Here is a 25,222-nt window from a genome sequence, read left to right on the forward strand (position 1 = left end):
CACCGAGCGAGGTGCGGGATGCAATGAATAGCGAGAGAGCAATGGCGACCGGTTTGTTCCCGCGTCCGTTTCGCGCACTCGGGACAATACAATCCATATCGATTCACCCCGCGTTGGGCTGCGGGCATGTCAGGGCAAATCACGCGCCCAGTGGTCCCGTGGCATATCTGTTTCGACAAATGCGTCGATGCGTCGAGTGACAAACATGAGTGATACATAGGAAACAGCGTGCGCTTCGCAAGAATTTGCTGTTCTGTTCCGTAGTGGCCCTCGGTTGCCGAGCAGAATTTCTCGAGCCTGCATGGGATGGTGCCGAGCAAAGGTGGGTTTGGACAATGCGAGGGCAAAAGCGCACTGTGGATGAGCCTATCGTAGCTCGTATCGTTTGCGCAGCGTGCGATGCTGTACGCAGATTCGCCCGGAGCGGCGTTGAAAAGAGTCAAGAACATTTGGCGCCTCCTCATTCGTCCAGCAGCGGCTTCACGCGAAGGTGCTCAGCTTGCACGGAAGTGAACATATCGCCGAAGGTCTGAAGCGACGTATAGGTAAGGCGCACCGTCTTATCGGCGACCATAGTTAACGCCTCAAACGATTCGCGATACGGCTCGACAGCGTTTTCCAAGTACTTGCGAAAGTGTTTTTCTTCAAGTTTGTCTAGGCCTGACTCGAGTAGAGTCATCGCAACATGCTGCAGCGAAGCTTTGACCAAGCTGTTGCGCCCTCTAGTAACCTCGAGGAGAAGCTTGGGCAGCCACTCAGGCATATCGTTGCCAGTGACGGGCCGAACGAATGCGTTGAAATTGGCCTTGCAGACTTGGTGCCAATGGTTGCTGCACGTGCGTGAGGGTATGAGCTCGTGCGTTCCCAGTGTCGTAAGGTCTCCGATAACGGAGATGTATTTTTGCAATCCGAGGGCTGCAGCGGCCGGAGTAGCGAAACACACGAGCACTATTCCGGTTTTGCGAGTGAACGTGGCAAGCACGTTCCAAATCTGTTCGCATTCGGAGGATTTCGTTGTGGATACGTTGATACCTTCGACGAACAATGTGCCAACGTTGGCTGCAAGCGCGACGCTCTGCATCGCGATTTCCAACTCGCCGGCCGTCTTGAAGCCCAGCCTTACCAGTTCGACAAACTCGTTATTCCGGCCTGCAATCCTATCAATCGCGGCCGCGAATTCGTGTACCAAGCCTTTCACTGTTCCGTCGTTCGGCCAACTGATTCGGACTACGCGTAGCTGAATACTGCGTATCGCACCGCCATTGCCGTCCAGCGTTATTGGGCGATACCCCGCGCCAATCACCTCCTCAAGCAAGCTAGCAAGTGTTCGTCGTCCCATGCGCAACGGAGCTTTCACGAGCAGCGCACGTGGCTGGGTGTTGGGGATGCGTATCTCGTTTTCCGCGTTGCTTGGTGAAAGCCCGCGAACGGTCCCAGCCCGCCTCTGCAATTCCATCCGTATCCGCTCAGCTCTCGGGGTGTAGAGGAGCTGGTTCACTCGGAGTGCCATCACGAGCGCGCTTTTGCGCCGAATATCACGCTCCTCGTATGAATCCGCTATCGCTGAAAGAAGTCGCGTCAGAATCGTGCCGTCCACTGCCGTCGCGCAGTAGACGCTACCAGCGTTTCGCAAGACATCTTCGTGGACTGGCGCGGCGCTATTCACGTACCGCCGGCTGCGCGCCGTATCGTTGAGAAGATTTATCGCGGCCGCACAGGTTCTTGGAGGCGTCGGGAGACCATCGAGAAAAGGATTGCCCGCGATAACCTCGAATTCGGCGGGCTCCGGCTGGTCCTCGAGCGTTGTATTCATCGCATCGCCCCCGAGTCGTCACTCGACGCAGAGTCGAGTGTGTTCATTTGCGCGGGCCGTAAGGCAGCGCAGAACGACACGAGTCGGAGTGGCGACTCGGGCGTCCGCGCGAATGCGCAGGGCGCGTTGCCAAAGTCGGGAGTGATGTGCGGGCGCCGCTCGCAAAATGCGCAGCTGTGGTCGCCCGCCGATGTTATGGCGAGTGCGGACATTTCTACCTGTTTCGTTTTCTCTGGACGAACGAACGCCTGCGGGCCGGGCGTGGTAGAATGCGCGCGCGTGTGCGAATGCGCGTGCGGTCTGCCGTTTCGGTCGTCCACACGGAGGCGACCCGGGTGCAACCGGGTCGTTTTCCAACAATGAGGGGCTGATTCCCTCGGATATGCGTGTGTTAATGCTCTTGTTGTGCGGTCCTCCTGGCGTTGAGTTTGACGAAACCGGCGGGCGGGCGTATAGTACTAAATAGACATTTGTAGTGACCTACTGCCGTTTTTGCTGGTATCGCGATGGTGCCGGCCGACCCCCATTTCGGAGAAATTCGAATGGGGTATCTGTGTTTGTTGGTTGAGTTCGATGCGCATGTTACGCGATAGGGTTTCTGTGTGCAAGTGTGTTTGCCATGATTCTCGATTTCTGCGCGAACTTAATGCGCTTCATGTCGACGCGGTTCGCGGGCAAATTGGCTTGCTGCCCACGAAGGTGACGCGATACGCTTGGTGTCTGCATCCCCTCCGCAGCTACTCAAGGACGTCGCAGCTTCGCTTGCGATTTTCGCCTGTGTTTGCTCGACTTCAAGGGAAATTCAAATCGTGCCTCATGTCCCGACTCCCTGGACTGCTCTTGCTTCGCGCGCAGCACATGTCGTGCTGGCTCGAAAGGATATGGCGCTTGACGACGTCGCCAATGCCTTTCGTCGGCGGGGTTTCGATGAATCAACTAGAAGTGTCGATGGGAAAGTCCAACGAGGCTCCTTTCAGTGCGCCTTCTTCCTGCAACTGCTCCACGTTTGCGACGATGAGATGCCGAAGGAGTGGCTAGATTGCTTTGCGCGTACTTCGGATTGGTTTGCGGTCAGTGCAGCCATCTATCTTCAGGAGCTCGCCTCCATTACGCCTGGCGGAGCCGCGGGCGTAGCGCGAATCATGGCCGAGCAAGAAGGGCCGTTCGCCCAAGGAGCCCAGAGTGCTGAGTTACTCGGTGGGACGTTCTCTTTCGCGCGATTAATCATGCTCGCATGCGATGCGCCCATGCCTGCACTCGACCGATTTCTGGACCGAAAGGACGTGATTGCAGCCCAGGACGGAAGATTAAATTCGTCGCAGTAAGTGCCTTGAGTGGGTTATTTTACCTACCAATCTAGCTCAGTTTGCCGTAAATACAAGCCAAATTTGTAAGCAGGCACTTCGCCGTTGTTGTCGGGGAGCGGCTCGCTCTGGATGGCTGCTTTCTGGAAAACGCGGTATTGCATTAGAAGTGACTATCGCTTTGCCGGCGGGGAGTTCCGGGGCGTTGAAAACTCCAATAGTCGCTTCTAATGCAATTCGATAGTCACTTCTGATGCAACGTTCCATAACACTCCCCGAATCCCCTACGCAGCAAACGTGCTAGAATCGTTGACTGATCAAACATTGATCCGTCCAAAAATGGCTCCCAGTCCTAGCACCCCGCACTCGGCGGGGCAGGTGTTGCCCTTCCGGCAGTCGCTCGTGGCGATGCTCGGCCTTTGTTTCTGCACGATGATGGTGGCGCTCGACCAGACAGTGGTCGGGACTGCGCTGCCGACTATCGTCGCGGAACTCAAGGGGTTCGAGTACTACGCGTGGGTCGCAACGTCGTATCTCCTCACCTCAGTCATCACCGTCCCCATCTTCGGACGCCTCGGCGATTTCTACGGCCGCAAGCGCTTCGTCATGGCGGCGATCGTCGTCTTTACGGCGGCGTCGGTCCTCTGCGGCGCAGCGAACAGTATGCCGTTCCTCGTTTTCGCTCGCGCCCTGCAAGGCATCGGTGGCGGCATGCTCGTCGGGACCGCGTTCGCGTGTGTGCCGGAACTGTTCCCCGATCCTCACGTGCGTCTGCGCTGGCAGGTCATGCTCAGCTCCGCCTTCGGCATCGCGAACGCCATCGGGCCGTCGCTCGGGGGTTTCCTCACCGAAGCCTACGGCTGGCGCTCGGTCTTCTACGTCAATCTGCCCGTCGGCTTGCTCGGCATCTGGTTCATCGGACGCCACCTGCCGCAAATGCGCGCCGAAGAACACAGCAAGGCCAGCATCGACTGGCTCGGCGCTGTGCTCATCACCGCAGCGCTCGGTAGCTTGCAGATGCTCGTCGAATGGCTGCCTGCCGACGGCCTCTCGCGCGGTGTGGTGACGCTGGCCGTTGTGCTGGTCGTCTCGTCGTTCGCGCTCTATCGATGGGAGCAGCGCACTTCGCATCCGATCCTGCCGTTCGAGATGTTCCGCGACAAATCGCTCGCGCCGCTCTTCGTGCTGTCCGTTTTTGCGGGCTTCTCGATGTTCGGGCTACTGTTCTACGCGCCGCTGCTGCTGCAAGGCGGCTTCGGACTCTCGCCGCGCGAAACCGGTTTGCTCATCACGCCGCTCGTTGTGTGTATCACCGTGGGCAGCATCGTGAACGGGCGTCTGATTACGCGTCTGCGGAATCCGAACGTGATGTTGTACGGCGGCTTCTTACTGCTCGCGTTGGCCTGCGCAGGCATCATCACCACGCATCGCGGCACCTCGCATCTGCTGATCGCCGCGTACATGTTCCTCGCAGGTCTCGGCCTCGGTTTCGTGATGCCGAACCTGACGGTCTTCGCACAGGAAGTCGCAGGGCGTGCGCACCTCGGCATTGCCACCGCGCTGATGCAATCGCTACGTATGATCGGCGGGATGCTCGGGACGGCCATCGTCGGCACGCTGGTGAATCACAGCTATACGGCACGCGTTACTGATGCGCTGGCGGCGAACGAAGGCACACGTTTCACATCGCAACTGTCCGACCCGCAGATCCTCGTGAACGCCACGGCGCAAAGCGATTTTCTGATGACGCTCGCGCACATGGGCCAGAACGGCGCGCTGTTTATCGAATCGGCGCGCACGTCGCTCGTCGCTGCCATTCACAGCGGGCAGATGGTATCGCTCGCAGCGGCACTGGCCGGGTTGTGGTTCGTACGACGCGTGCCGCTCATTCGTCTGACACGCGGCGTAAAGACGCAGCCGCAGCCGCCAGCAGGGGAGTGACGCGATGCCGACCGCTTTGAAACGTAACGTCATTCAGCAACTGAGTCTGACCTACCGCGCGATGATGCTCGCCTTCGACGCGCAGGTCGGGCATCCGCTCCCGCGCTGGCGCATCATTCTCTCGCTGGCCGAACGCGGCACCTGCTCTCAGAAGTTTCTTGCCGAACATTGTCGGCTCGATCCAGCGTCGCTCACCCGACAGCTCCAGTCGATGGAAGCGCTTGGCTGGCTGTCGCGCGCAACCGACCCCGACGATAATCGTCTGACGAATGTCACGCTGACGGAGGCGGGCATGGCCGTGCACGACGAGGCGACGCCACGCCGTCAGGCTTTCTTCGACGACACGCTCGAAGGCATGACGCCGGATGAGATCGCCACGCTGGAGAGCGCGCTTGTGCACCTGGAGGCGCAGTTCAAGTCGGTGGCGTCCCGGGCGAAATCGGGGGCTGCTGCACCGAACGCTGCGAACGCTACGGACACCACGCCCGCACGGAAGCGAGCCTCCAAGAACGCCTCATAGGTCGCTTGCCCCGCTGGACATCGGCCACAAAAAAGCCGCTTCGAATTCGAAGCGGCTTTTTCTTTGCGACGTTGGCGACAAACGGTGTGACGACGATCAGAAGAACGTCTGCACGATCTCGACGACGTTGTAGTCGCCATCGACGACCGGCAGGTGACGCCACTTGTCGAATGTCAGGCATGGGTGCGAGATGTCGAACGCAATCATGTCACCCACGCGGATGTCGTCGCCCGGCGCAATGCGCAGATAGGCGTGCTGGTCCATCATGCCGGTGACTTCCCAATGCTCGGGCGTCGCCTTCGGTGACTTGCTTTCGCCCGGGCGGAACTGCTGTGCCGGTTCCGGCATGCCCGCGTCGAACGCTGCGTCGCGCTTGCCCAGCGCAATGATGGCGCGCTCGGGTTCGGGAATCGATTGCACGTACGCCCACAGTTGCAGCGCCGGTTGCAGTTGCGAGCGCATTTGCTTCGCGATGGGATTGCGCGTCGCGATCTGTGCCTGCGCCGCCTTGTAGATACCCACATCGTGCGTGAGATAGCAGCCGGGACGCAGCACCACATCCAGCGGCGCGCCCACGTCCTTGTGCGCGAATTCGTCCGCGACCACGTCGTACCATGCCGAACCCGCGCCCGAGAGCACGGCCGGGTTACGCTCGACGCGACCCGCTGCGACCAGTTCGCGCGTGATGCTCACCGCGCGTTGCAGGAAGGCGCGGATGTCGGCTTCCGTGCTCAGTACGCCTTCGTACACTTCCACGCCTGCCAGCTTGACGGCGTCGTGATACTGCGTGAGCGCATCGAGTACGGCTTGCTGCTGCGCTGCGTCGCGCACACCCGTACGGCCGCCCGTCACACCGAGTTCGATCAACACCTGAATCGTCTGGCCGCGCGCGCGGAAGAATTCGCCCAGATGCGCCACCGCAGCAGCCGAGTCCACCAGACAGAAGAACTCGAAGTCGGCGTCCTTCAGCAGGTCGGCAATCATCGTCATGTTGCGTTTGCCGACGAGCTGGTTCGCCATGAGCACGCGTCGCACGCCATGGTGATAGGCCGCGTACGTCTGCTGTGCCGTGGCGAGCGTGATGCCCCATGCGCCACCGTCCAACTGACGACGGAACAGCTTCGGGGCCATCGTCGTCTTGCCGTGCGGGGCGAGCTTCACGCCGTACTCGTGCACGAAACGCTGCATCCACGCGAGGTTGTGACGGATCTTGTCTTCGTAGAGCACCGCCGTCGGCAGGCTCAGGTCTTCGTTCAGCAGATTCCAGCCCAGACCGGTCGCGTTGGAGGGCGCGAGCGGCGCGTCCAACGCACCCAGACCCTTGTTGAGGGTATCGATCATGCCGTGCTGATAGTTTGTATCACTCATTCCCATCTCTCCTCATGTCTGTGCGCTGAAAGCCGCCGGATGGCTCCTATAATAGCGTTTAATTACCAGCGTTTGACAGTTTTGTTATAAAGTAACAAATATTGGGCGTCCGACTCTCGGGACGCCGCACAGACTGGATATATGGCCGAAACCTTCGATATCGTGACCCGCGTTGCCGAACGCAGCGACGCCCTGAGTCAGGCAGAGCGCAAAGTCGCGCAGGTCGTGCTGGAAGACGTGGCGGGCGCCGCAGCGGCGTCGATCAACGTGCTTGCCGAGCGCGCTGGCGTGAGCGAGGCGAGCGTGACCCGCTTCGCCAAGGCGATGGGCTGCCGCGACGTGCGCGACCTCAAGCTGCGACTGGCGCAGGCGGCGGTCGTCGGCCAGCGCTTTCTTGGCGCGAGCGCGGCCAACGGGCAAGACGGCGGCGAAACCATCGACCGGATTGCCGACGATATTCAGACGACGTTGCAGGTGCATCGCGGACTCATCAAGCCCGATACCGTGCGACGTGCCGCTGCGCGACTGCTCTCGGCGCGCATGGTGTACGCGTTCGGGATGGGCGGCGGGTCGTCGCTGCTGGCCGACGAGGCGCGCTACCGCCTCGTGCGTCTGGGGCGTCCGGTCGCCAGCTATCAGGACGCCGTGCTGGCCCGCATGGTCGCCGGGACGCTCGGACGCGAGGACGTCGTACTCGCCTTCTCGGTGAGCGGTCACACGCCGGAGCTGCTGTCCGCCTGCGAAATTGCACGCGAATACGGGGCACAGGTCGTGGCCGTCACTGCAACCGGCTCGCCGCTGGCGGCGCTTGCCGACGAGGTGTTGCCGATCCGCGCGCTGGAAACCGATTTCATTTTCAAACCGTCGTCGTCGCGTTACGCGATGCTGCTTGCTATGGACGTGCTGGCTACGGAGCTGGCGTTGCTCGCCAAGCCGCAGAGTCAGGCGCTGTTGCGACGAATCAAATATGTGCTCGACACACATCGGGGCGGCGGCGATCGTCAGCCTCTTGGAGACTGACATGACTGACATCATTGATCGCAGCGAAAATCTTGCCGATCGCACGGTCGATACGCTGATCACCGACGTTCGTCTGGCGGACGGCTCCGGCACACCCATGACGGACAACCGCTTCGACGTGGCGTTGCGCGACGGCCGCATTCACGCCATCACACCGGCGGGTGGGCACTCAGGCTGGCAGGCGACGCAAGTCGTCGCGGGCAACGGCAACGTGCTGAGCCCCGGCTTCATCGACGTCCATACGCACGACGACACGAACGTCGTGCGCGCGCCTGAAATGACGCCGAAGCTGTCGCAAGGTGTGACGACGGTCGTCGTCGGCAACTGCGGCATCAGCGCGTCGCCGGTCACGCTTAAGGGCGACCCGCCCGATCCGATGAACCTGCTGGGCGAGGCGAACGCGTTCCAATACCCGACGTTCGCCGCGTATGTCGAGGCGCTGGAAAAGGCGCAACCGTCGATCAATGTGGCGGCGCTCATCGGCCACACGGCGCTGCGCAACAACCATATGGATCGTCTCGACCGGCCTGCGACGGAAGCCGAAATCGAAGGCATGCGCGCGCAATTGCGTGAGGCGCTCGACAACGGCGCGCTGGGGCTGTCGACGGGATTGGCTTACGCGAACGCGAATGCCGCACCGACGGAGGAAGTTCTCGCACTGGCCGAACCGCTGGCTGAAGCAGGCGGTCTTTATGCGACGCACCTGCGTACCGAATTCGCCGAGATTCTTGAAGCACTGGACGAAGCCTTCCGCATCGGACGTCATGCGCGCGTGCCGGTGGTCGTCTCGCACCTGAAGTGTGCGGGCGTCGACAACTGGGGACGCAGCACCGAAATCCTCGAAGCGCTCGACAAGGCGCAGCGCTTTCAGCCGGTCGGCTGCGACTGCTATCCGTACACGGCGAGTTCGTCGACGCTCGATCTCAAACAAGTCACCGACGACTTCGACATTCTCGTTACGTGGTCCCAGTCGCATCCCGATCAGGGCGGCAAGCTGCTCGCGACGATTGCCGCCGACTGGGGCGTCGATCTGATGGAAGCGGCGAAGCGTCTGCAACCGGCCGGTGCCGTGTATCACTGCATGGAAGAAGATGACGTGCGCCGCATTCTGCGTCACCCGGCGACGGTGGTCGGCTCGGACGGGCTGCCCAACGATCCGTTGCCGCACCCGCGTCTGTGGGGCGCGTTCCCGCGCGTGCTGGGACGTTATAGCCGCGAGCAGGCGTTGTTCCCGCTGGCGGAAGCCGTCCACAAGATGACTGGCCTCTCCGCCGAGCGTTTCGGTCTGAGCGAGCGCGGATTCGTGCGCGAAGGGTATTGGGCTGACCTGGTGTTGTTCGATCCGGTGACCGTGGCTGACGCCGCGACGTTTACCGATCCGATGCAACCCGCGTATGGCATTTCGGCGGTGTGGGTCAACGGTGTGCTTTCGTGGCAGGACCGCGCACCGACGCAGAACGCGCGCGCCGGACGCTTCGTGCGTCGCGGCACGCCACAGCCGGTGCTTTGAACTGTTGTCATGAGCCGGTGTTGTTGAAAACGATTCGTTGAAAGGAGCGATGATGAGCATCAAACGATATGGCGTGGAAGGCGGGCAAGGCACCGGTGGCCAGCGCATGCCCTTTGCACGCGCGACCGAAGCCGACGGCTTCCTGTTCGTCTCGGGACAGACCCCGATGAAAGACGGCGAAGTGATCGACGGGGGCATCGTCGCCCAGTCGCATCAGGCGATCCAGAACATGATCGCGATTCTGACCGAAGCCGGTTATGGCACCGAGCACGTCATGCGCATCGGCGTGTGGCTGGACGATCCGCGCGACTTCGCGTCGTTCAACAAAGTGTTCAAGGAGTACTTCGGCGACCATCCGCCCGCACGCGCCTGTGTCGTGTCGAGCATGGTCATCGACTGCAAGGTGGAAGTGGACTGCGTGGCGTACAAGAAGCCTGCTGCGTAAGTCACCGTTGCCGAGCGTCCCGTGTATGGAGAAAGCCGACGATCATCGTCGGCTTTTTTTATTTCGACGTTGTGCCTTCCGATTAACCGTGACGGACGTTACCGTTTCGCAAAGTCTGCGGTTTGCCTTCGATGGTTCGTTGTCCCGGAAGCGTGCAATGTTCAGCCTCCTAACTCGAAAGGAGGTCACTGTGACATCAGGAGCCATTGGCGGGACAGGGGCGCGTGCACCGACTGCGCCCATGCACCGGGCTGCCATCGAGTCCGCCGAAGACGCCCGCATCACCATCGATTTCCCCGTGACACCGGACGACGTCCGCTTGCGCTCCCAGACCATGAGCCGGTTGGGGCGCGGTGGGCTATCGGGGGGACTGACCGGTGTGACGATTACGGTACTGGGTATGCTGGGGCTGACGACCGGCGCGTACTACTGCCTTGAAGCCGCCGCCTCGGACGACGATTCGGACGTCGCGCAGCAGGACCGGTGGATGGGGCTGGGCATCGGTTCAGGGATGGCGGGATTGTCGGCGCTCGCGGTGACTTTCGGTCTGGCACAGGTCTGCCAGTGTCTGAAGAAGCGGCGCGAGGCGGAGCGTGAGATGACGACGCTGAGCACGCGCGTGCAATTCGAATCGCCGAGGGAGGGCGGGTCACGTGACTATGTCTGACGATCCGTTGGAACCTGTGGGCCATGCACCGTCGTCGACGTCCATGACTGGAAAGATCGAGGCGGCGCTCGCGGTGGTGCGCGATGCCGAAGCGCAGCGTGACGCGATGGACCTGCCGCGTCCCGGCGCGTGGGACGCCGCGCAGTGCGACGCCGTCTATCGCTGTGGTCACGGGGCGTTTGAGCGCGGTGACTTTGCGCACGCCATCGAGTGCTTTGCGCCGCTGCTGTCAGCGTGCCCGCTTGAAGCAGACTACGCAGTGGCGCTCGCGCTATCGATGCAACGTCAGGGCGAGCCCGAGGCGGCACTGCCGCTGTTCATGGCGGCGGCGCTTTTGGACGAGGACGCCGCCGGGCCGATGTATCGCGTAGGGGAATGTCTGATCGAACTGAGGCAGTTCGACGGCGCGTGCCAGGCGTTGCGGGAGACGATGGCGCGTTGCGGCGGCGAGCCGAAATACGCCAACGTCAGAAACGCCGCGGTGAGACTGATGGCGAAGCTGGGCTATCTCGGCTGACAGCCCAGGTATCGCTTATTGACGTGCCGTACGCGCGTTGTCCGGCATCGGCAACGTGAAGTTGGTACGGAACGGATTGATGTCGAGGCCACCGCGTCGCGTGTAGCGGGCGTAGACGGCCAACTGGGTCGGCTTGCACCGACGCATGATGTCCATGAAGATCCCTTCCACGCATTGCTCGTGAAAGCCGGTGTGACGTCGGTACGAAATCACGTACTTGAGCAAGCCTTCCTGATTGATCGGCGGGCCGACGTAGCGGATCTGCAAGCTGCCCCAGTCGGGCTGGCCAGTGACCGGGCAGTTCGATTTGAGCAGATTGGACACGAGCGTTTCGTCCACAGGCGCTTCGTCGAACGCGGCGGTGAGCAGCGACGCATCCGGCACGTAGATGTCGGTATCGATGTCGAGTCGGTCGACGAGCAAGCCGTCGAGTTCGTCGAGTTGGAGCTTGGCAAAACCGCTCGGCTCAACGAGCTTCACTTGCACCGATGCGCCTGCGGCTTCCGACAGGTCTTGCTGGATCAGAGCGCGCGCGGCGTCGACATTCGCCAGCTTCGTCTGTGCGAATGAGCCGAGGTACAGCTTGAACGACTTCGACTCGATGATGAACGGCGAATCGGCGGGCACCATCGCGGTCAGCAGCGCGATTTGCGGCTTGCCCTTCTCGTTGAGCCACGAGAGTTCGTAGCCGTTCCAGATGTCCGCGCCGAAGAACGGCAGGGCCTCAGGCACACCGATTTCCGCGCGCGCGGGCGCACGGGCGATCGGGAAGAGTTGGGACGGGTCGTACTGCTCGGTGTAGGCAACTTCCTTGCCGAGCGAGGATTGTTCAGGCGTGGTCATGATTGGCGATGCCACTGATGACGTGACCGGTCGGGGAGACGCGGGCCGCCGATTCGCAGTGGCGAGTCTGATCGTCGAAGAAGAAATCGGGCTCGAACTCGCGCAGGAATGCGCCTTTATCGAGCCCGCCCAGGAACATCGCCTCGTCGATGTCGATTTTCCAGTCCATCAGCGTGCGGATGGCACGCTCGTGTGCCGGGGCCGAACGCGCTGTGACGAGCGCGGTACGGATTTTGACCGGCACTTCATGGCCTGCGAGGGTTTGCAAACGGTGCAGCGCGAGCAGCAGCGGCTTGAACGGGCCGGGTGGCAACGGCGTGGCGGCGCGCTCGATTTCGTGCTGCTGGAAGGCGTCGAGGCCGTTACGCTGGAAGACCTGCTCGGCCTCGTCGGAGAAGAGCACCGCGTCGCCGTCGAAAGCGATGCGGATTTCGTCGGGATGCAATTCGGCTTTTTTCGCGGAGTCCGGATACACGCGTGCGGCCGGGAAACCGGCGGCAAGGGCACCGCGCACGTCGCGCTCGTTCGCCGACAGGAACAGATGGGCCCCCAGCGCGTTGAGATAGCCGAACGGGTCGCGTCCGCGCGTGAACACGCCGCGCTCAATCTTGAGATCGAGCTGTCGCGCCGAGCGGAACACGCGCATGCCACTCACCGGATCGTTACGCGAGAGCACTACAACTTCCACGCGATGTTTGTCTTTCGTGTCACCGGCACCGCTGGCCCCATTCACACCACTGGTGTCGCCGCCCTGATTGAACGCGAGCAGCTTCTGCACGAGCGGGAAGGCGACACCCGCTGGTGCGGGCGTGTCGAGGCGGTCGAGCTGATACTGCATGTACGACTGATCGTCGCCGCTCGCCACGCCCGCATCGAACACGCGGTTCTCTTCTTCGAAGTCGAACAGCGCGCGCGACGAGATCGCGACAACGAGTTTGTTCTCGAGCGTGATGGGCATGGCGGCGGCGATTTCCTGTCGTGTATCAGTGGTTGAGTGCTTTGGGGACGTTGTGACTTACCCGAGGAACAGCTTGTACACGGGGTTTTCGCTTTCGTCCCAGTAAGGATAGCCGAGCGTTGCGAGGAAGTCGCGGAACGCGGCCTTCTCGTCGGTCGGGACCTGAATCCCCACGAGGATGTTGCTGTAGTCCGCGCCCTGATTCCGGTAATGGAACAGGCTGATGTTCCAGTTCGGGCTCATGGCCGAGAGGAACTTCATCAGCGCGCCCGGACGCTCCGGAAACTCGAAGCGGTACAGCACTTCGTGACTGGCCAGTGCCGAGCGGCCGCCCACCATGTAGCGGATGTGCTGCTTGGAGAGTTCGTCGTTCGACAGATCGAGCGTCGGGAAGCCGTGACGCTCGAAACCGGCCTTGATGCGCTCGCCTTCGTCGCGGTTGTGCATCTGGATACCCACGAAGATGTGGGCGCTGGACGCTTCACTAATTCGGTAGTTGAACTCGGTCACATTGCGGCTGCCCACCACTTCGGTGAAGCGCTTGAAACTACCGCGCGCCTCGGGAATGGTGACGGCGAACACGGCTTCGCGCGCTTCACCGACCTCGGCGCGCTCGGCGACGAAGCGCAGGCGGTCGAAGTTCATGTTGGCACCCGACGTGATCGCGACGAGCGTTTCGCCCTTGAGCTTCTCACGCTCGGCATAGAGCTTTGCGCCCGCCACGGACAGTGCGCCTGACGGCTCCAGCACGCTGCGCGTGTCCTGGAAGACATCCTTGATGGCGGCGCATAGCTGGTCGGTGTCAACGCGCACGACTTCGTCGAGATACTCGCTGCACAGGCGGAAAGTCTCTTCGCCGACGTATTTGACGGCGGTGCCGTCAGCGAACAGACCGACGTCGTTCAGCAGAACGCGCTCGCCAGCGTGGATGGATTGCGCCATGGCGTCGGAGTCGACCGATTGCACGCCGATGACTTTGATCTCCGGACGCACGGCTTTGACGTAAGCGGCGACACCGGCTGCCAGTCCACCGCCGCCGATGGGCACGAAGATGGCATGCAGCGGGCCTTGGTGCTGGCGCAGGACTTCCATGCCGATGGTGCCCTGACCGGCGATGACGTCGGGGTCGTCGAACGGCGGCACGAAGGTCAGGCCACGCTCGGCTTGCAGTGTCATGGCGTGCGCGTAGGCGTCGCTGTAGGAGTCGCCCGCGAGCACGACTTCGACGGCGCGTCCGCCGTGGGTTTTCACGGCGTCGATCTTGACCTGCGGCGTGGTGACCGGCATGACGATGACGGCCTTGCAGCCCAGACGTGCGGCCGAGTAGGCCACGCCCTGCGCGTGGTTCCCGGCGGACGCGGTCAGCACGCCGCGCTCGCGCTCGGCCTCGCTGAGGTTGGCCATCTTGTTGTACGCGCCCCGAATCTTGAAGGAGAACACCGTCTGGTTGTCTTCGCGCTTGAGATAAATTCGATTGTGCAGCCGCATGGAAAGCGTGCGAGCCGGTTCGAGTTCGCTCTCAAAGGCGACGTCGTAGACTTTGGCGGTCAGGATCTTCTTCAGGTAGTCGGGAGCTGCGTCAGACATGATTTAGGGCTTCTTCAGGTTAGGCACATCAAGGAACAAAAGGACAATGATAGACCAGCACTTCCGCCGGGGCGGTCGCGCTTGGTCTTTCGGGAGAAACAGGAAAGGGGAGTGCGCGCCCTAGCGTAGGTCGTCTGGGGTGTCGATGTCGCGCACGATTCCGGCGTCGTCGACATCGACGATCGTAATGTGCTCGCTAATCAACAGGTCGCGCGCGCCGATGTCGCCATCGAGGGCGGCAAGACGCGAGGTATAGGCGGAACCGAACGCGACGGGATGGCCGCGCTGTCCCTGATAACTCGGCGCGACGATGGCTTCGGGCGACGTGAGGCCGTTCGCAATCGCGCGCAGGGTATTCGGGTGGATGTAGGGCATGTCGGCCAGCGCGACGAGCCAGCCGTCGAGATGTTCGAGCCCCGGGGGCGGATCTTCGTCGACGGCGGCGTTGATACCCGCCGCGAGCGTCGCGCCCATGCCGCGCTTGGTGGCGTGGCTCATGACGACTTCACAACCCGCCTGCAACAGCACGTTCTCCAACTCGGCCGAGTCCGGGCGCACGACCGCAATCACGCGCGGCAATGCGGCCAGCAGCGCGTGGGCGCTGGCGAGGGCAACGGGTCGGTTCAGGGGATCTCCGGGAAGCGGCGCGAGCAGCTTGTTCCGGCGCCCCGCCGCGTCGAAGCGGGTACCGAGTCCGCCTGCCAGTAGAATGGCCACGGGCGGCGTCGAGGGTCGGGTCATGGTCACGCATTATGCGCCAGACTTTTTGTTTCTGCCAAACGCGTGTGCACGCATTCGCCGTGTCGTTAGCTGACCGTCTGGTCGGTCGGGGACGGTGGCGTTGCGGTGTTTTTCGGTCGGATTTTGCTTTCTGCGGAGCTGCATGGAGTCGTTCATCACCTGGCTGCTGGGCGTGTTGGCGTTGCCCGGCGTGGGCCTGCCCGCCATTTTTCTCGTGTCGTTTCTCTCAGCCACACTGCTGCCGATGGGCTCGGAACCCGCGCTCTTCGGCTACGTGGCGCTCAATCCGCATATGTTCTGGACGGCGATTGTCGTGGCGAGCGTGGGCAATACGCTTGGCGGCATGCTGGACTGGTGGATGGGGTTCGCGGCGCGGCGCGCGTTCGTGCGGCTCAAGGCGCGCCGACGGGCCCATGCGCGGGCGGCTGCTGCGGGTGGCGTCGCCGTGACTGTCGATGTGCCGCAGGGGAAGGCAGGCAAGGGGGACGCGGACGGCAAAGCGCCCATGAACGAGCGCTACAGCCGCTGGATGCGCCGCTTCGGGCCGCCGCTGCTCCTGCTCTCCTGGCTGCCTGTTGTTGGCGATCCGCTGTGTACCCTCGCTGGATGGCTCCGGCTCTCGTGGCGCTCATGCCTCGTCTACATCGCCATCGGTAAGACACTCCGCTACATCGCCATCACTTACCTGATGCTTCGTGTGCCCGAATCGTTCTGGCAAGGGATCTTCGCGCCGTTCAAGCATCTGCTTATCGGCTGAGTGAGGCCCCTTTCGGTGGTTCTCACGAAGTCCGGGGGCCGGACCGGGGCCCCTTTCCGCCCCTCAGACATAGACCCAACTCGGTTCAGAAAGGGGCCCCGGTCCGGCGCACCATCATGCTTTCCCAGGACCCACCTTCTTACGCGCTTGTCACCTCGAACGGCAACGCACGCTGACGTTTGCCCGTCAACGCAAAGACGGCGTTCGCATACGCCGGGGCCAACGGCGGTAACCCCGGCTCGCCCATCCCCGTCGGCGCATCGCCCGAGCTAACCACGTGCACATTGATCGCAGGCATGTCGGTCAGACGCGCCACCGTGTACTGGTGGAAGTTGCTCTGCTCGACTTCGCCATCCTTGAGCGTGATCGCCGCACCCGGCAGTGTCGTGCCCAATCCCATCAACGCCGCACCTTCAACCTGCGCTGCAACCGTCAACGGATTGACCGCGAAGTTGCAATGCACGCCCGCCGTGGCACTCACCAGACGCGGTGCACCGTTGCGCATCTCCGCCACCACCACGTACGCCACCACGGAGTCGAACGACTCATGCACGGCCACACCCCACGCTTGTCCCGCGGGCAGTTTGGTCTTGCCGTAACCCGAACGCTCCACGGCCAATGCCAGTGCGTCACGGTGACGCGGATGCTTATCACCCAACAACGCATAGCGGTACGCGACCGGGTCCTGGCCCGCATTCTTCGCCAACTCGTCGATCAACGTCTCCATGACGAACGCCGTGTGGGTGTTGCCCACCGAACGCCACCACAACACCGGCACGTTGACCTTCGGGCTGTGCAACGTCAGGCGTAACGGCACGGCGTACGGGGTGCCCGAGACACCCTCGACACTCGTGCCGTCGATGCCGTTCTTCACCATCATCTTCTCGAACGGCGTGCCCGCCAGAATCGACTGGCCGACGATGGTGTGATTCCACGCAAGTACATTGCCCTTGGCATCCAGACCGATCTCGGCACGATGCACGTACATCGGACGGTAGTAGCCACCGTGTATGTCGTCTTCACGACTCCAGATGACCTTGACCGGCTCGCGATGGCCCGCGCCATGCCATGCCTTCGCGACCTGCGCGGCTTCGACACCATAGTCGGACGTCGGTACCGCACGACGGCCGAAACCACCGCCCGCCATGAGCGTATGCAGCTTCACTTGCTCAGGCTTGAGGTCGAGCGTGCGTGCAATCGCTGCCTGATCGACGGTCTGGAACTGGGTGCCGGTCCACACTTCCGCGCCTTTACCCGAGATCTGCACCGTGCAGTTCAGCGGCTCCATCGGGGCGTGCGCAAGGTACGGGAAGCTGTACTCGGCCACCAACGTCTTCGGTGCGCCCTTGAGTTTGGAGACGTCGGCGTCGATCGCGACGGTGCCCGGCGTCTTCGCCATCTCTTTGTACTTGGCTAACTGCGCCGTGGTGTCGACATGCTCGACGCCGCTGGTGTCCCATTCGGGCTTGAGTGCGTCGCGGCCGGTCTTCGCCTGCCAGTAGCCATCGGCGATGACAGCAACGGCGGTGCCGCCACGGTCGTCCGGAATTTCAAGGACGTCGCGCACGCCCTTGACCGCCTTCGCCGCCTTGGCGTCGAACGACTTCACCTTGGCACCGAACACCGGCGGACGCGCCACGACCGCGACCTTGAGGTTCGGCAGCTTGAAGTCCATGCCGTACATCGGCGTGCCGGTCGACTTGGCCTTGGCGTCCAGGCGACCCGTCGGCTTGCCGAGCAGGCGGAAGGCGGACGGATCCTTGAGCGCAACGTTGGCCGGTACCGGCATGGCCTGTGCCTTGGCGGCGAGGCTGCCGTACGTGGCACGCTTGCCGTTCGGGCCGAGCACGACACCCTTTTCGGTGCGCAACTGGTCGGCCGGGACTTTCCATTGTTGGGCCGCTGCCGCAATCAGCATCGCACGCGCCGACGCACCAATGCGCCGGTACTGCATCCACGAGTGCGCAATGGAGCCGGAGCCGCCCGTCATCTGGATGCCGAACAACGGGTCTTTGTAGACGTCGGCGGCCGGGGCCAACTCGCCACGGACCTTCGACCAGTCGCAATCGAGTTCTTCTGCGACGAGCATCGGCAGCGCCGTTTGCACGCCTTGTCCGAAGTCGAGTCGGTTGACCTGAATGGTGACGGTGTCATCCGGGGCGATGTGCACGAAGGCGGACGGCACGACCGCTGCCGGGGCCGCACCCTGCGCACTGGCCGTGCGCATCATGCCGGGCAGCGACATTTCCAGCATCAGGCCGCCCGCTGCAATCGCGGACGTCTTGAGGAAGCCACGACGGCTCACGCCGGTGAAGTCGCCCACGGCCACGCCGGGACGTTGGGAGAAACGAAGTTCACGCATGTTGGTGTCTCCTCGTCTCAGGCCAGCGACGATGCGGCGTCTTTGATGGCCGCGCGAATGCGGGCGTACGTGCCGCAACGACAGATGTTGCCCGCCATCGCGGTATCGATCTGTTCGTCGTTCGGCGACTTGTTGTCGCGCAGCAGGGCGGTGGCCGACATGATCTGGCCGCTCTGGCAGTAGCCGCACTGCGGCACGTCGTGCTTGACCCATGCGGCCTGCACGGCAGCGCCGACCGGATCGGCACCGACGTTCTCGATGGTGGTGATCTTCTTGCCTTCGACGGCGGAGACTGGGGTGACGCAGCTACGGATGGGCTGGTCGTCGAGATGGACGGTGCAGGCACCGCACAACGCCATGCCGCAACCGAACTTGGTGCCGGTCATGTTGAGCGCGTCGCGCAAGGTCCAGAGCAGGGGAGTGGCGGGGTCGACGTCGACCTTCACCGTTTTGCCGTTCAGTTGGAACGAAGCCATGGAAACACCTCTTGATGGGTGGATAAGTCGGGGGACGGCTAGAACATACTCCCATTCCACGGAAATTTCAGTTCAGAAGTGCGACGCAAGTCGTTGTATCTAAAGGAATATAGCGGTCTGCTTTTATGGTGAAAGTGAGGGGCGAGTGCTGGCGTCGGCGTCGTTGTGAAGCCGCCATCAACGTAGCGATGAAGCGCGCCGCAGGTTCGCACGCGATGGAAAAGAGTGGATTGACGCGTCACGCAGGGGTTTTCGGCGCGGCGCCGACGTGTTGCGGTGCAATGAAGTACAATTCGACCTACATTCCCCTACCAACACTTTCCCAAGCCGGAAGAAAGATCTGGGCATGCGCACCAACTGCCTCACCCCTCTGTGCTTCTGCTCGATGACCGAACACGATTCGTCATCGGCGTCCTTGCACGGCAGTCGTCGATCTCGTTGACCGCAGATTGACCGTTGCCGGCCCGCGCGCACCCCTTGCGCCTGCGGTCGGCACGCCCAGCGCATACCCGATTTTGACTTTCGGCGCGTCCCGCGAGACGAACGCCGACGGCGGATGCACCGCCGCAATGACGAGCCCGACAAGATGAACGCACCCTTGCCCGCCTTCGAGCCGCACGACGCTAAGCATGCCGTAGCCGCTCAACCCCCGCGTCTGCGTGAAATTCCCTACAACTACACGTCGTTTTCGGACCGCGAAATCGTCATGCGCCTGCTCGGCGCGGACGCCTGGGCGATCCTCGACGAACTCCGTGCCGAACGCCGTACCGGCCGCTCGGCACGCATGCTGTACGAAGTGCTCGGCGACATCTGGGTGGTGCGCCGTAACCCGTATCTGCAAGACGACCTGCTCGACAATCCGAAGCGCCGCAAGCTGCTGATCGACGCGCTCGATCACCGTCTGAACGAGATCGACAAGCGTCGCCGTGCCGACGTGGCCGAACACGCCGACGCGCATGGCCGCGAACGCGCTGCCCGCGTCGAGCAACTGGAAGTGGCCGCGCGCCGTGCCGTGGCAGACTTCGCCGCCGAGTTCGAGAAGATGGCGGAACTGCGCCGTCGCGCGAAGAAGGTGCTCGGCCGCACGACCGCCAGCGACAACATCAAGTTCGACGGTCTGTCGCGTGTCTCGCACGTGACGGACGCGACCGACTGGCGCGTGGAATATCCGTTCGTGGTGCTCACGCCGGATAGCGAAGCCGAAATGGCGTCGCTGGTGAAGGGCTGCTTCGAACTGGGGCTGACGGTGATCCCGCGCGGAGGTGGCACGGGCTACACGGGCGGCGCGATTCCGCTCACGTCGTTCTCGGCCGTCATCAATACGGAAAAGCTGGAACAGCTCGACGAAGTCGAATACTCGCAACTGCCGGGCGTCGACAAGCCGGTCGGCACGATCTTCTCGGGCGCAGGCGTGGTCACGCGCCGTGTGGCCGAAGCCGCCGAGCGCGCCGGTCTGGTGTTCGCCGTGGATCCGACGTCGATCGATGCCTCGTGCATCGGCGGTAACGTCGCCATGAACGCTGGCGGCAAGAAGGCCGTGCTGTGGGGCACCGCGCTGGATAACCTCGCCTGGTGGCGCATGGTCGATCCGCAAGGCAACTGGTTGGAAGTCACGCGTCACGATCACAACCTCGGCAAGATTCACGACATTCCGGTCGCCCGCTTCGAATTGAAATGGTTCGACGGCAATCACGCCCCGGGTGAAGTGCTGCTCAAGACCGAGATGCTGGAGATCGAGGGCAAGCGTTTCCGCAAGGAAGGCCTCGGCAAGGACGTGACGGACAAGTTCCTCGCCGGTCTGCCGGGCATTCAGAAGGAAGGTTGCGACGGTCTGATCACGAGCGCGCGCTGGATTCTGCACAAGATGCCCGCGCACACGCGTACGGTGTGTCTGGAGTTCTTCGGCCAGGCGAAGGAAGCGATTCCGAGCATCGTCGAAATCAAGGACTACATGTTCGCGCAGACGGCTGCGGGCGGCGCAATTCTCGCCGGTCTGGAGCATCTGGACGAACGCTATCTGCGCGCCGTGGGCTATGCCACGAAGTCGAAGCGCAACGCGTTCCCGAAGATGGTGCTGATCGGCGATATCGTCGGCGACGACGACAACGCGGTCGCACAAGCGACGTCGGAAGTCATTCGCATGGCCAACGGCAAGAGCGGCGAAGGGTTCGTCGCCGTGTCGGCCGAGGCGCGCAAGAAGTTCTGGCTCGACCGCTCGCGTACTGCCGCCATCGCGCGTCACACGAACGCCTTCAAGATCAATGAAGACGTGGTGATTCCGCTGCATCGCATGGGCGAGTACACGGATCACATCGAACGCATCAACATCGAGCTTTCGCTCAAGAACAAGCTGCAACTGGTCGACGCGCTCGAAACGTTCTTCGAAGCGGGCAACCTGCCGCTCGGCAAAACGGACGACGCGAACGAAATTCCGTCGGCCGAACTTCTCGAAGATCGCGTGCAGACGGCGCTTACGATGCTGCGCGAGGTGCGCGCTCGCTGGGAGTATCTGCGCGACAACTTCGAGATGTCGCTCGCCGACGCCATTCCGCTGCTCAACCGTCACGGCATTCGCGATATCAACGTCGCGCTGAACGACCGTCTGAACAAGCATCCGGAAACGCGCCTCATCGATCTGCTGCAAGACCGTACGGTGCGCATTTCGTGGAAGCAGGAGATTCGCGCCGAGCTGCGTCAGATCTTCACGGGCGGTGAGTTCAAGCCGATCCTCGACGAAGCGCAGGCGATCCACAAGCGCGTGCTGCACGGTCGTGTGTTCGTCGCTCTGCACATGCACGCTGGCGACGGCAACGTGCACACGAACATCCCGGTGAACTCGGACAACTACGAGATGCTCCAGGATGCGCACAAGGCCGTGGCCCGCATTATGGACATCGCCCGCTCGCTCGACGGCGTGATCTCGGGCGAACACGGCATCGGCATCACCAAGCTGGAGTTCCTGACGGAAGCCGAAATCGGCGAATTCCGCGCGTACAAGATGCGCGTGGACCCGGAAGGGCGCTTCAACAAGGGCAAGCTGCTCAATCTGCCCGAACTGCCCGCCGATCTGCGCAACGCCTATACGCCCAGCTTCGGGCTGATGGGCTACGAGTCGCTGATCATGCAGCAGTCGGACATCGGCGCGATTGCCGACAGCGTGAAGGACTGCTTGCGCTGCGGCAAGTGCAAGCCGGTGTGTGCCACGCACGTGCCGCGCGCGAACCTGCTCTACAGCCCGCGTAACAAGATTCTCGCAACGTCGCTGCTCATCGAGGCGTTCCTGTACGAAGAGCAGACGCGCCGTGGCGTGTCGATCAAGCACTGGGACGAGTTCAACGACGTGGCCGATCACTGCACGGTCTGCCACAAGTGCGCCACGCCTTGCCCGGTCAAGATCGACTTCGGCGACGTGACGATGAACATGCGCAACCTGCTGCGCAAGATGGGCAAGAAGAAGTTCAATCCGGGCGCGGCCGCCGGTATGTTCTTCCTGAACGCGACCAATCCCGAGACGATCAACATCACCCGCAAGGTGATGATCGACTGGGGCTACAAGGCGCAACGCTTCGGTGCGGACATCTTCAAGAAGATCGCCAAGAAGCAGACGGCACACCCGCCCGCAACGGTCGGTAAGCCGCCGCTGCGCGAAGAGGTGATCCACTTCGTCAACAAGAAAATGCCGGGCAACTTGCCGAAGAAGACGGCGCGCGCGCTGCTCGACATCGAAGACAACAAGGTGGTGCCGATCATTCGCAATCCGAAGGCCACCACGGTGGATTCGGAAGCGGTGTTCTACTTCCCGGGCTGCGGCTCGGAGCGTCTGTTCTCGCAGGTCGGTCTCGCCACGCAGGCGATGCTCTGGCACGTGGGCGTGCAGACGGTGCTGCCGCCGGGCTATCTGTGCTGCGGCTACCCGCAACGCGGATCGGGGCAGGGCGAGAAGGCCGAGAAGATCGTGACGGACAACCGCGTGCTCTTCCACCGCATGGCCAACACGCTGAACTACCTCGATATCAAGACGGTGGTGGTGTCGTGCGGTACTTGCTACGATCAGCTCGCGGGCTACGAATTCGAGAAGATCTTCCCGGGCTGCCGTATCGTGGACATCCACGAGTACCTGCTTGAGAAGAACGTGAAGCTCGAAGGCGTGAACGGTACGCGCTACATGTATCACGATCCGTGCCACACGCCGATCAAGACGATGGACCCGGTCAAGCTCGTGAACCAGTTGATGGGCAGCGAGAACGACGGCTACAAGATCGAGAAGAACGATCGGTGCTGCGGCGAATCGGGTACGCTGGCGGTCACGCGTCCGGATATCTCGACGCAGATCCGCTTCCGCAAGGAAGAGGAAATGCGCAAGGGCGCGGCGAAGCTGCGGGCGGACGGCAAGGTGGAAGACGTCAAGATCCTGACGAGCTGCCCGTCGTGCCTGCAAGGTCTGTCGCGCTACAACGACGACGCTGATGTCACCGCCGACTACATCGTCGTCGAGATCGCCAAGCACATTCTGGGCGATCAGTGGCTGGTGGACTACGTCAAGGATGCAAACAACGGCGGCATCGAACGCGTGCTGGTCTGATGCACCTCTCACCCCTCGTGCGCCTCTGGGGGACGCGACCGATGCTTGAACGTCGGACACGATGGACTCCCGGGACCTCGGAGGTGGCATGGAGGTAGTCTACACAGCACTGATCCTGCTGTTTGTGGTGGCGCTGACCGGCGTGCTGGTCAGCTTCGTCAGATTCCTGCCGGTCCCGCTCGTGCAGATTGCCGTGGGCGCCGCGCTCGCCTATCCGGGCGCGGGCCTGCACATCGATCTCGATCCCGAGATCTTCTTCCTGCTGTTCATCCCACCGCTGCTGTTTGCCGATGGCTGGCGCATGCCCAAGCGTGAGTTCTGGCACCTGCGCGTGCCGATCGTCGCCATGGCGCTCGGCCTCGTGATCTTCACGGTGCTCGGCGTAGGCTACTTCATCCACTGGATGATTCCGTCGATTCCGCTGGCCGTCGCGTTCGCGCTCGGCGGCGTGCTCTCGCCGACCGATGCCGTCGCCGTCTCAGCGCTCACCGGACGCATGCGCATGCCCACGCGGCTCATGCACGTGCTCGAAGGTGAGGCGATGATGAACGACGCGTCGGGCCTCGTCGCGTTCAAGTTCGCGCTGGTCGCCGCGACCACGGGCATCTTCTCCATCGGTAACGCCACGTTTTCCTTTTTCATCATCGCGCTGGGCGGCCTGCTCGCGGGCTGGGCGGTGACGTGGCTGTTCACGCAATTCCATCGCCGTGTGCTGGACGCCTCCACGGAAGAGCCCGCGACCGTCGTGCTGCTTCTGCTGCTGATGCCGTTCGCCGCCTACCTGCTCGCCGAGCACTTCGGTTTCTCGGGGATTCTCGCGGCCGTGGCGGCGGGCATGACCGTGAGCTCGACCGATTTGCTGAATTCCCGCACGGCCACGCGCATTCTCGGCAACGGGGTGTGGTCGATGCTCGAATTCGTCTTCAACGGCTCGGTGTTCGTGTTGCTAGGCCTGCAACTGCCGGACATCGTGCGCGCGGCGCTGCGTCCGAGCGAGCATCTGTGGGGGACGCTGACGAATCTCGGCGAGCTGATGTTCTACGTCGGCGCGATTTCCGCCGTGCTCATCGTCCTGCGCTTCTGCTGGGTCTGGGTAGCGTGGCGCGTGATGTACTTCCTCGGCATGCGTCGCGGCGAGATCACGATGAAGCCGGGCATGCGATTTACCGGCGTGACGGCGCTCTCCGGCGTGCGCGGCGCGGTGACGCTCGCCGGTGCACTTTCCGTGCCGCTGGCGCTGCCGGGCGGTGCGCCGTTCCCGGGACGCGATCTGCTGATCTTCCTCGCCGCTGGCGTGATTCTGCTCTCGCTTATTGGTGGCAGCCTCGGGTTGCCGATTCTGCTGCGCGGCGTGCGCTGGCCGGTCGAAGACCCGCGCAATCGCGAGATGGGCGAGGCGCGGCTGGCGGCGTCCGAAGCGGCAATCCGTGCGGTGGAGTCGCTGCAGAAGATGATCGCCAAGTCGGGCGACGAACTGGATACGGCTGTGTGCGCGGAGGCGGCGGCGCGGGTGATGGGGCGGTATCGCCGCACGCTCAACGCTGCGACGGCGACCGAAGAGATGCGCGAGCGCGCGGTGCGTGAGGTCGAGGTGGAGCGGCGCCTGCGGGCCGCCGCGTTGCAGGCGGAGCGCGTGGAGTTGTCGCGTCTGCGCATTACGCACCGCATCAACGACGAAACGCTGCGTGAACTGCTCAGCGAAATCGACTTCGCCGAACTCGCGCTGGGGCCGGTCGATCCGGCCACCGGCAAGCGTCGCAAAGGAAAGAAGCACTGACATGTGCCGTCCTTTCATTGCTTTCATCGCATTT

The 25,222-nt window shown here is 62.6% G+C and carries 19 protein-coding genes; 11 read left to right on the forward strand and 8 right to left on the reverse strand.

What is annotated here, in order from left to right; genetic code table 11:
- Positions 1-460: 460 nt before the first annotated feature.
- Positions 461-1,813 carry a hypothetical protein gene (locus tag ACIQWO_RS17035; protein ID WP_402826386.1) on the reverse strand — a complete coding sequence of 451 codons (1,353 nt, stop codon included), beginning with the start codon at positions 1,811-1,813 and terminating at the stop codon, positions 461-463.
- An 809-nt stretch (positions 1,814-2,622) separates the two neighbouring features.
- On the opposite strand from ACIQWO_RS17035, the gene ACIQWO_RS17040 reads away from it, so the two are divergent.
- From ACIQWO_RS17040 to ACIQWO_RS17050, 3 genes are all read left to right on the forward strand, one after another.
- Positions 2,623-3,138 carry a DUF6471 domain-containing protein gene (locus ACIQWO_RS17040; RefSeq protein ID WP_402826873.1) on the forward strand — a complete coding sequence of 172 codons (516 nt, stop codon included), beginning with the start codon at positions 2,623-2,625 and terminating at the stop codon, positions 3,136-3,138.
- Positions 3,139-3,456: 318 nt separating this feature from the next.
- Positions 3,457-5,058, forward strand: a complete 1,602-nt coding sequence (locus ACIQWO_RS17045; protein WP_402826389.1) for an MDR family MFS transporter — start codon at positions 3,457-3,459, stop codon at positions 5,056-5,058.
- Between the two features lie 4 nt (positions 5,059-5,062).
- Positions 5,063-5,578 carry a MarR family winged helix-turn-helix transcriptional regulator gene (locus tag ACIQWO_RS17050; protein ID WP_402826392.1) on the forward strand — a complete coding sequence of 172 codons (516 nt, stop codon included), beginning with the start codon at positions 5,063-5,065 and terminating at the stop codon, positions 5,576-5,578.
- Between the two features lie 96 nt (positions 5,579-5,674).
- On the opposite strand, the gene ACIQWO_RS17055 is transcribed toward ACIQWO_RS17050, so the two are convergent.
- Complete coding sequence (locus ACIQWO_RS17055) at positions 5,675-6,946, reverse strand: amino acid deaminase (RefSeq protein WP_402826395.1); 1,272 nt, start codon at positions 6,944-6,946, stop codon at positions 5,675-5,677.
- A 141-nt stretch (positions 6,947-7,087) separates the two neighbouring features.
- Here ACIQWO_RS17055 and ACIQWO_RS17060 point away from each other — a divergent pair, with 141 nt between their 5' ends.
- The 5 genes from ACIQWO_RS17060 to ACIQWO_RS17080 all read left to right on the forward strand — a co-directional run bounded on the left by ACIQWO_RS17060 (position 7,088) and on the right by ACIQWO_RS17080 (position 11,105).
- Entirely contained in the window at positions 7,088-7,966 is an 879-nt protein-coding gene (locus ACIQWO_RS17060; protein WP_402826398.1) for a MurR/RpiR family transcriptional regulator, read from the forward strand.
- A 1-nt stretch (position 7,967) separates the two neighbouring features.
- A complete protein-coding gene (locus ACIQWO_RS17065) occupies positions 7,968-9,476 on the forward strand; it encodes an amidohydrolase family protein (RefSeq protein WP_402826401.1) in 1,509 nt (502 codons plus the stop codon).
- Positions 9,477-9,534: 58 nt separating this feature from the next.
- The gene (locus ACIQWO_RS17070) at positions 9,535-9,921 is read left to right on the forward strand and encodes a RidA family protein (RefSeq protein WP_044457733.1); all 387 of its coding nucleotides are present in this window, start codon (positions 9,535-9,537) and stop codon (positions 9,919-9,921) included.
- Positions 9,922-10,111: 190 nt separating this feature from the next.
- On the forward strand, positions 10,112-10,588 hold the full coding sequence (locus ACIQWO_RS17075; RefSeq protein WP_402826404.1) for a hypothetical protein: 477 nt from the start codon (positions 10,112-10,114) through the stop codon (positions 10,586-10,588).
- A 43-nt stretch (positions 10,589-10,631) separates the two neighbouring features.
- Positions 10,632-11,105, forward strand: coding sequence for a hypothetical protein (locus tag ACIQWO_RS17080; RefSeq protein WP_402826406.1), 474 nt, complete (start codon positions 10,632-10,634; stop codon positions 11,103-11,105).
- Between the two features lie 15 nt (positions 11,106-11,120).
- Here the strand turns inward: ACIQWO_RS17080 and queF are convergent, their stop codons facing one another.
- From queF to ACIQWO_RS17100, 4 genes are all read right to left on the reverse strand, one after another.
- Complete coding sequence (gene queF, locus ACIQWO_RS17085; protein ID WP_402826408.1) at positions 11,121-11,948, reverse strand: NADPH-dependent 7-cyano-7-deazaguanine reductase QueF; 828 nt, start codon at positions 11,946-11,948, stop codon at positions 11,121-11,123.
- Positions 11,935-12,906, reverse strand: coding sequence for a 5'-nucleotidase (locus ACIQWO_RS17090; protein ID WP_402826411.1), 972 nt, complete (start codon positions 12,904-12,906; stop codon positions 11,935-11,937). Before ACIQWO_RS17090 ends, queF begins: the two co-directional genes overlap by 14 nt.
- A gap of 57 nt (positions 12,907-12,963) precedes the next feature.
- Positions 12,964-14,493 carry a threonine ammonia-lyase, biosynthetic gene (gene ilvA / locus ACIQWO_RS17095; RefSeq protein WP_402826414.1) on the reverse strand — a complete coding sequence of 510 codons (1,530 nt, stop codon included), beginning with the start codon at positions 14,491-14,493 and terminating at the stop codon, positions 12,964-12,966.
- 120 nt (positions 14,494-14,613) lie between these two features.
- Positions 14,614-15,234, reverse strand: a complete 621-nt coding sequence (locus tag ACIQWO_RS17100) for an NTP transferase domain-containing protein (protein ID WP_402826417.1) — start codon at positions 15,232-15,234, stop codon at positions 14,614-14,616.
- Positions 15,235-15,376: 142 nt separating this feature from the next.
- Between ACIQWO_RS17100 and ACIQWO_RS17105 the strand changes: the two genes are divergently transcribed.
- On the forward strand, positions 15,377-15,991 hold the full coding sequence (locus ACIQWO_RS17105) for a YqaA family protein (RefSeq protein ID WP_402826420.1): 615 nt from the start codon (positions 15,377-15,379) through the stop codon (positions 15,989-15,991).
- A gap of 139 nt (positions 15,992-16,130) precedes the next feature.
- Here the strand turns inward: ACIQWO_RS17105 and ACIQWO_RS17110 are convergent, their stop codons facing one another.
- Positions 16,131-18,353, reverse strand: coding sequence for a molybdopterin cofactor-binding domain-containing protein (locus ACIQWO_RS17110; RefSeq protein WP_402826423.1), 2,223 nt, complete (start codon positions 18,351-18,353; stop codon positions 16,131-16,133).
- A gap of 17 nt (positions 18,354-18,370) precedes the next feature.
- Positions 18,371-18,829: a (2Fe-2S)-binding protein gene (locus tag ACIQWO_RS17115; protein WP_402826426.1), complete on the reverse strand. Its 459-nt coding sequence runs from the start codon at positions 18,827-18,829 to the stop codon at positions 18,371-18,373.
- A 586-nt stretch (positions 18,830-19,415) separates the two neighbouring features.
- Between ACIQWO_RS17115 and ACIQWO_RS17120 the strand changes: the two genes are divergently transcribed.
- Together ACIQWO_RS17120 and ACIQWO_RS17125 are read left to right on the forward strand one after the other, a co-directional pair.
- The gene (locus ACIQWO_RS17120; RefSeq protein WP_402826429.1) at positions 19,416-23,411 is read left to right on the forward strand and encodes a DUF3683 domain-containing protein; all 3,996 of its coding nucleotides are present in this window, start codon (positions 19,416-19,418) and stop codon (positions 23,409-23,411) included.
- Positions 23,412-23,499: 88 nt separating this feature from the next.
- Entirely contained in the window at positions 23,500-25,188 is a 1,689-nt protein-coding gene (locus tag ACIQWO_RS17125) for a Na+/H+ antiporter (protein WP_402826432.1), read from the forward strand.
- Positions 25,189-25,222 lie beyond the last annotated feature (34 nt).

This window comes from Pandoraea sp. NPDC090278 (assembly GCF_044772185.1).
Lineage (GTDB): Bacteria > Pseudomonadota > Gammaproteobacteria > Burkholderiales > Burkholderiaceae > Pandoraea.